This window comes from Asanoa sp. NPDC050611 (genome assembly GCF_040654855.1).
Classification (GTDB): Bacteria; Actinomycetota; Actinomycetes; order Mycobacteriales; family Micromonosporaceae; genus Asanoa.
This window is the reverse complement of the sequence record NZ_JBFAIU010000063.1, coordinates 22,601-29,193: the sequence shown is the minus strand read 5'-3', so window position 1 is coordinate 29,193 and position 6,593 is coordinate 22,601. Positions and strand designations below refer to the sequence as shown.

Sequence of the window (6,593 nt, the reverse complement as noted above, 5' to 3'; positions counted from 1 at the left end):
CTCCGGCAAGCGCTGGGTCGCCGAGGCCACCCAGGAGACCGTCCGCGAGGCCATCCGCCAGCTCGGCTACCGGCCCAACAACGTCGCCCGCAGCCGCGGGGCGCCCGGTGAGGTCGGCACCGGCGGCGACCAGCGCGGCCCCGGCCGCGAGCCCGCCGGTGAACAGGTAGGCCGCGACGTCGTGCGTCCAGACCGGCGGCTTGATCACCGGTCGGCCGTAGTAGGACCGGAAGTCGGCCGGCGGCACCATGACCCGGTCGCCCTTGCCCTTGCCCGCCGGTCGGTGGCCGTTGCCTGCGGCGCGGTGACCGTTGCCGTTCCCGTCGCCCGCGCGCACGACCTCGCCGCTCTGGTGCGCGGCGTGGTCCTTGCGGCTCACGGCCGCCGCCCGAGGAACGCCGCCGCCACGGCGGCCGCCATCGTCAACGCTGCCACGCCCGCATGCTTCCACATGCTCGGCAGGTCGCGCGTCGGCACCACCGGATCCGGCGGCAGGCCGTAGACCTCCGGCTCGTCGAGGAGCAGGAAGAACGCGCCGTCGCCGCCGACGCCGTCGGCCGGGTCGTGGCCGTAGAGGCGGGCCTCGGAGACGCCCCGCTGGTGCAGCACCTCGACCCGCTTGGCCGCCCGGTCCCGCAGCTCGTCGAGCTCGCCGTACTGGATCGACTCGGTCGGGCACGCCTGCGCGCACGCGGGCGTCATGCCCTCGCCGATGCGGTCGTAGCAGAGCGTGCACTTCCACGCCCGGCCGTCGTCCTCGCGCCGGTCGATCACGCCGTACGGGCACGCCGAGACGCAGTAGCCACAGCCGTTGCAGATGTCCTCCTGCACGACGACCGTGCCGAACTCCGTGCGGAACAGCGAACCGGTCGGGCAGACGTCGAGGCAGCCGGCGTGGGTGCAGTGCTTGCAGACGTTCGACATCATCAGCCAGCGCAGGTCGCGGTCGGCGCGGCCGGTCTCGCCGGGCAGGGTCGACGACGGCATGCCGAGGAACTGCGTCGACACCGACCTCTCGGCCTCGCGCAGCACGTCCATCGCGGCCTCGCTCGGCGGCGTCGCCTGCTCGATGAACGCCACGTGCCGCCAGCTGTTGGCGGTCAGTCCACCGGTGTTGTCGTAGGACATGCCGAGCAGGTCGAAACCGTCGTCGGGGACGGCGTTCCACTCCTTGCAGGCCACCTCGCAGGCCTTGCAGCCGATGCAGACGCTGGTGTCGGTGAAGAAGCCCATCCGCGGCGGCGCGTCGGTGTAGCCCGCGTCGGGCGCGGGGTCCACCGGGCCGTAGAGGCTGTTGGGTCCTGGCATCAGTCCCCCGCTCCGGGTGTCTCCAGCGGTGCGTAGTGCGAGGCGTCCAGCCCCGCCCGGCGCAGGTAGTCGGCGACGTAGTCGAGCAGGGCCCGGCCGGTGGGCCGGCGCCCGGGCCGGATGTCGCAGGTGCCGACCTTGCTCTCCTGGATCAGCACGTTCGGGTCCAGGGTGATGCCGAACAGGTCGTTGGCCGAGTCACCGGTGGTCAGGCCGGAACCGCCCCAGTGGTACGGCAGCCAGATCTGGTGGATGACCCGCCCGTCCAGCCGCAGCGGCCGCAGCCGGGCCGTGACCAGCACCCGCGCCTCGATCGCGGCCCGGCCGGTGATCACGTGGGCCCAGCCCATGTGCGTGAGCCCGCGTTCCTCGGCCAGCGCCGGTGAGACCTCGACGAACATCGCGGGCTGCAGCTCCGACAGGTAGGCCAGCTGCCGGCTCATGCCGCCCGCGGTGTGGTGCTCGGTGAGCCGGCTCGTCGTGAAGACGTACGGGAACACCTGGGAGTGTGCCTCCGGCGGCGCCGGGTTCAGCTGGTTGTCGGGCCGGTCGTACACCTTGCGGGTGGGGTTGGCCTGCTGTTCGTAGAGCGGGTTGCGCAGCGGCGACTCGGCCGGCTCGTAGTGCGTCGGCAGCGGGCCGTCGATCAGCCCCTGCGGCGCGTACAGCCAGCCCTTTCCGTCGCCCTGCATGATGAACGGGTCGTCGCCGCGCAGCCCGGCCACGCCGACCGCGCCGTCCTCCGGCCGGTACGACGGCGCCTTGGTCTTCTCGAAGTCGGGGTTGTCGTGGCCGGTCCACTCGCCCTTCTCCGCGTCCCACCAGACGTACGCCTTCTTCTCGCTCCACGGCACGCCGTGCGGGTCGGCGGAGGCGCGGTTGTAGAGGATGCGGCGGTTCGCGGGCCAGGCCCAGCCCCACTCGGGCGCGACCCAGCTCTGCTCGCTGCCGGGCTTGCGGCGGGCGGCCTGGTTGACCCCGTCGGCGTAGACGCCGCTGTAGATCCAGCAGCCGCACGAGGTGGAGCCGTCGGCCTTGAGCTCGGTGTAGCCGGACAGCGGGCGGCTGGTGGCGATGTCGTACCCGTTGATCTCCTTGAGCACGGCCGAGGCGTCCGGCTCGTTGTGCGGGCCGCTGGTCGGGTAGCTCCAGGCGATGTTGCGCATGCCGCGGTCGCGCTCCAGTGTGGACGTCGCGACGCGCTCGCGGACCAGCCGGCCCAGGTGGTAGAAGAACCACAGCTCGGAGCGGCAGTCACCCGGCGGGTCGAGGGCCTTCTCGCGCCACTGCAGCATCCGCTGGGTCTGGGTGAACGTGCCTTCCTTCTCGGCGTGCGAGGCCGCCGGCAGGAAGAAGACCTCGGTGGCGCACTCCTCCGTCACGATCTCGCCGGTCTCGATCTCGGGCGAGTCCTTCCAGAACGTCGCGCTCTCGATCATGTAGAGGTCGCGGACGACGAGCCAGTCGAGCTTGGCCATGCCGAGCCGCTGTGCGCGGCCGTGCGCGGAGCCGACCGCCGGGTTCTGGCCCAGGAGGAAGTAGCCCTTGACCTTCCCGTCGATCATGTTGAGCACCTGCTGATAGGTGCCGTGGTCGCCGGTCATCCGGGGCAGGTAGTTGTAGCCCCAGTCGTTGTCCGCCGTGGCGAACTCGCCGAAGTAGGCCTTGAGCAGGCTCACCGCGTACGCCCGGGCGTTGTTCCAGAAGCCCTTCTGGCCGGGGTGCCGGATGGCCTCGACCCATTTCTCGAACGTCTCGTGCTGCGTGTGGTGCGGCATCGGCAGGTAGCCGGGCAGCAGGTTGAACAGCGTCGGGATGTCGGTCGAGCCCTGGATGCTGGCGTGCCCGCGCAGCGCCATGACGCCGCCGCCGGGCCGGCCCATGTTGCCGAGCAGGAGCTGGATGATCGCGCCGGTGCGGATGTACTGCACGCCCACGCTGTGCTGGGTCCAGCCGACCGAGTAGACCAGTGCGCTCGTGCGCTCGCGCCCGGAGTTGCGGGTCCATGCCTCGCAGACCTTGCGGAACTCCTCCGGCGGGACGCCGCAGACCTGCTCGACGACCTCGGGCGTGTAGCGGGAGTAGTGCCGCTTCAGGATCTGGTAGACGCAGTGCGGGTTCTGCAGCGTCTCGTCCCGGTTGGTGCCGGCGGGCACCGGCGGACCGTGCGACTCCTGCTCGAGCCCGGCGCCGGTCTCGCGCTGCGTGTGGGTGTCACCGCGGGACGGCGCGTGCTTCTCGTGGCCCTGGTACTGCCAGCTGACCGGGTCGTAGACGCCCTTCTCCGGGTCGTAGCCGGAGAACAGGCCGCCGAGGTCCTCGGTGTCCTGGAAGTCCTCGGTCACGATCGTGGCCGCGTTGGTGTACGCGACGACGTACTCCCGGAACTCGAGCTCGTTCTGCAGGATGTAGTTGATCACCCCGCCGAGGAACGCGATGTCGGAGCCGGCGCGCAGTGGGACGTACTGGTCCGCCACCGCACTGGTCCGGGTGAACCGCGGGTCGACGTGGATCACCGTCGCACCGCGCTTCTTCGCCTCCATCACCCACTGGAACCCGACCGGGTGTGCCTCGGCCATGTTGGAGCCCTGGATGATGATGCAGTCGGCGTTTGCCAGGTCCTGCTGGAACGTGGTGGCCCCGCCACGGCCGAAGCTGGTCCCCAGACCGGGGACGGTGGAGGAGTGTCAAATACGGGCCTGGTTCTCGATCTGGATCGCGCCCATCGCCGTGAAGAGCTTCTTGATCAGATAGTTCTCTTCGTTGTCCAGCGTGGCGCCACCCAGGCTCGAGATGCCCAGGGTGCGGTTGAGCGGCCGCCCGTCGTCGTCCTTGTCCTCCCAGGTGTCCTCGCGGGCCTTGACCACCCGGTCGGCGATCATCTCCATCGCCCGGTCGAGGTCGAGCTCTTCCCAGTCGGTCCCATAAGGACGCCGGTAGAGCACCTTCCTGACCCGCCGGTCGCTGGTCACGAGGCTCTTGCTGGCCGAGCCCTTGGGGCAGAGCCGGCCGCGCGAGATCGGGCTGTCCGGGTCGCCCTCGATCTGGGTGACCTTGCCGTCCTTGACGAAGATCCGCTGGCCGCAGCCCACCGCGCAGTAGGGACAGACGGACTTGGCGATGGTGTCGGCCTCGGCGGTGCGAGGGGCGAGCGCGTCGGTGCGCGCGGACCGGGCGGCTTGACCGCGCCCGAGCGGGTCAGTGCCGGTGAGCTGCCGGTAGACCGGCCAGCCCTCGATGAACGTCCGGACCCCCACGGTCTCACCCTAGATCAGGGCCTGCCCACCCGCACGGCTTGCCGGGCAACTGCCGCGGGTGCATCGATTATCGTCCTGATCATGTCTGGCGCCCCCCGGCCGCGACCACCCGCACTCGGCCTGCTGGCTCTGCTCGTGACCGTGCCCGGCGTGGTGGTCGCGCTCGCCGGGGCGCACCCGTCCCCGCCGGTCGCGGCCGCCCTGTTCGGCGTGGCGATCGTGGGCGCGGCGTTCCTCCTCGCGTGGGCGGCGGAGGCGGCGCAGGTCGACATCTCGGCCGGGCTCGCGGTCGCCGTGCTCGCGCTGATCGCGGTGCTTCCCGAGTACGCCGTCGACTTCGTCTTCACCGCCCGCGGCGGCGCGGCGGTCGCGGCGCACGGCCCGTCCTGCAAGGCGCCCGGCGAGGAGACGTCGGCGTGCTCGCTGGCGCTGGCCAACATGACCGGAGCCAACCGGATCCTGGTCGGCGTCGGCTGGGCGCTGGTCGTGCTGATCGCCTGGCGACGCATGCGGAGCCGGGGCGAGCCGCCCGCGACGGCGACGCGGGTCACCCTGGGCCGACCGGACTCCGTGCCCCTCGCGTTCCTGGCGCTGGCGTCGCTCTACTGCCTGGTGCTGCCGTTCAAGCGGACGCTGTCACTGGTGGACACCGTGGTGCTGCTGGCCGTCTTCGTCGCGTACAGCTGGCGGGTGTCCCGGGCGCCGGCCGGCGAGCCGGACCTGATCGGCCCGTCGGCGTGGGTCGGTGGCCTGCCCCGCCGCCCGCGTCGCGTGACCGTCGTGGCGATGTTCGTCGGGGCGGCCGCGATCATCCTGCTCACCGCCGAACGGTTCGCCGAGTCGCTCGTGGACACCGGGGCGCAGCTCGGCATCAGCGAGTTCCTGCTGGTGCAGTGGCTGGCACCGCTCGCCTCGGAGGCGCCGGAGCTGCTGGTCGCGGGGCTCTACGCCTGGCGGCTGCACACGACCGAGGCGCTCGGCGCACTGGTCTCCTCGAAGGTCAACCAGTGGACGCTGCTGGTGGGCACGCTGCCGATCGTCTTCGCCGCGTCCAGCGGGGGCTGGTCCGGGTTGCCGATCGAGGCCGCGCAGCGCGAGGAACTGCTGCTGACGGCGGCACAGTCGCTGCTCGCCGTGGCGCTGCTGGTCGGCCGCACGCTCACGCTGCGCGCGGCCCTGCTGCTGTTGGGCCTCTTCGTCGCGCAGTTCGCGTTGAGCGCGGCGGTGCCGGCCGGGTGGCGCGGGCGCGAGCTGGTCGTGCTGTCCGTGGTGTACCTGGTGCTGGCCGCGGCGACGCTGATCCGCAACCGCCGGCTCGTGGTGCCGCTGTTCCGCGACGGGCTGGTCACGCCGTACCGGTCGCTGGGCGCCGACATGTGCTGCACGACGACGGCCGGCAAGCTGCGCCTGCGGGAGCGGGTGACGATCAGCTCGTCGCGGTAGCGCGGCGGACCAGGTCGTCGATCAACTTGGGGTACGGGTACGGGGCGAGCACCTCGGGCAGGGTCAGGTCGTCGATCAGCAGGCCGGTCATCGCGAGGTAGAGCAGCACCACGGTGGTCTCGTCGCCGGGGAGGTCGGCTCCGATGTGGAACGCGAGGCTCTCGCGGAGGTTCGTGCTGAACACCTCGACCAGCATGGCCTGCAGCTCGGGGCGGCGGGTGGCCTCGAGGCGCAGCTCGAGCATCGCCAGGTAGGTGCTGCGCTCCGCCCGCATGCGGAACAGGAGCTGGCGCATAAGGAGGCCGACCAGCTCGCGGTCGCGGGGTGCCCGCATCGTCTGCTCGACGTCGGCCTCGTTGGGGGCCAGGCGTTCGCGGGTGCGCTGGGCGACCTGGGCGATCAGGTCGTCGCGGCTGGCGAAGTAGTTCGAGGCGGTGCCGGTGGGCACCGCGGCGGCGGCGTCGACGGCGCGGAAGGTCAGGCCCCGGGAGCCGTCGCGGGCCAGCACCTCGATGGCGGCGTCGAGCAGGGCCGTGCGGCGGGCGGCGTTCTGGCGCATCGGGGCTCCTTCGCGGTTGGCACCAC

General features: G+C 71.7%; 4 protein-coding genes and 1 pseudogene. 1 reads left to right on the top strand and 4 read right to left on the bottom strand.

What is annotated here, in order from left to right; genetic code table 11:
- The 3 genes and pseudogenes from AB0H87_RS12835 to fdh form a co-directional block, all read right to left on the bottom strand.
- Window positions 1–379 (bottom strand): annotated as a pseudogene (locus AB0H87_RS12835) (hypothetical protein); the annotation flags it as partial.
- Window positions 376–1,308: a 4Fe-4S dicluster domain-containing protein gene (locus AB0H87_RS12830; RefSeq protein ID WP_360143364.1), complete on the bottom strand. Its 933-nt coding sequence runs from the start codon at window positions 1,306–1,308 to the stop codon at window positions 376–378. The pseudogene AB0H87_RS12835 and the gene AB0H87_RS12830, both read right to left, overlap by 4 nt.
- On the bottom strand, window positions 1,308–4,565 hold the full coding sequence (gene fdh / locus AB0H87_RS12825; protein WP_360143362.1) for a formate dehydrogenase: 3,258 nt from the start codon (window positions 4,563–4,565) through the stop codon (window positions 1,308–1,310). The genes AB0H87_RS12830 and fdh overlap by 1 nt, the downstream gene beginning before the upstream one ends.
- Window positions 4,566–4,646: 81 nt before the next feature.
- On the opposite strand from fdh, the gene AB0H87_RS12820 reads away from it, so the two are divergent.
- Window positions 4,647–6,008, top strand: a complete 1,362-nt coding sequence (locus tag AB0H87_RS12820) for a sodium:proton exchanger (RefSeq protein WP_360143360.1) — start codon at window positions 4,647–4,649, stop codon at window positions 6,006–6,008.
- Here AB0H87_RS12820 and AB0H87_RS12815 read toward each other — a convergent pair.
- Window positions 5,992–6,567, bottom strand: coding sequence for a TetR family transcriptional regulator (locus AB0H87_RS12815; protein WP_360143358.1), 576 nt, complete (start codon window positions 6,565–6,567; stop codon window positions 5,992–5,994). The genes AB0H87_RS12820 and AB0H87_RS12815 overlap by 17 nt on opposite strands.
- Window positions 6,568–6,593 lie beyond the last annotated feature (26 nt).

Coding starts and splice junctions, on each gene's coding strand:
- AB0H87_RS12830 (WP_360143364.1), bottom strand. CDS start 1,308: ATGCCAGGACCCAACAGCCTCTACGGCCCGGTGGACCCCGCGCCCGAC.
- AB0H87_RS12820 (WP_360143360.1), top strand. CDS start 4,647: ATGTCTGGCGCCCCCCGGCCGCGACCACCCGCACTCGGCCTGCTGGCT.
- AB0H87_RS12815 (WP_360143358.1), bottom strand. CDS start 6,567: ATGCGCCAGAACGCCGCCCGCCGCACGGCCCTGCTCGACGCCGCCATC.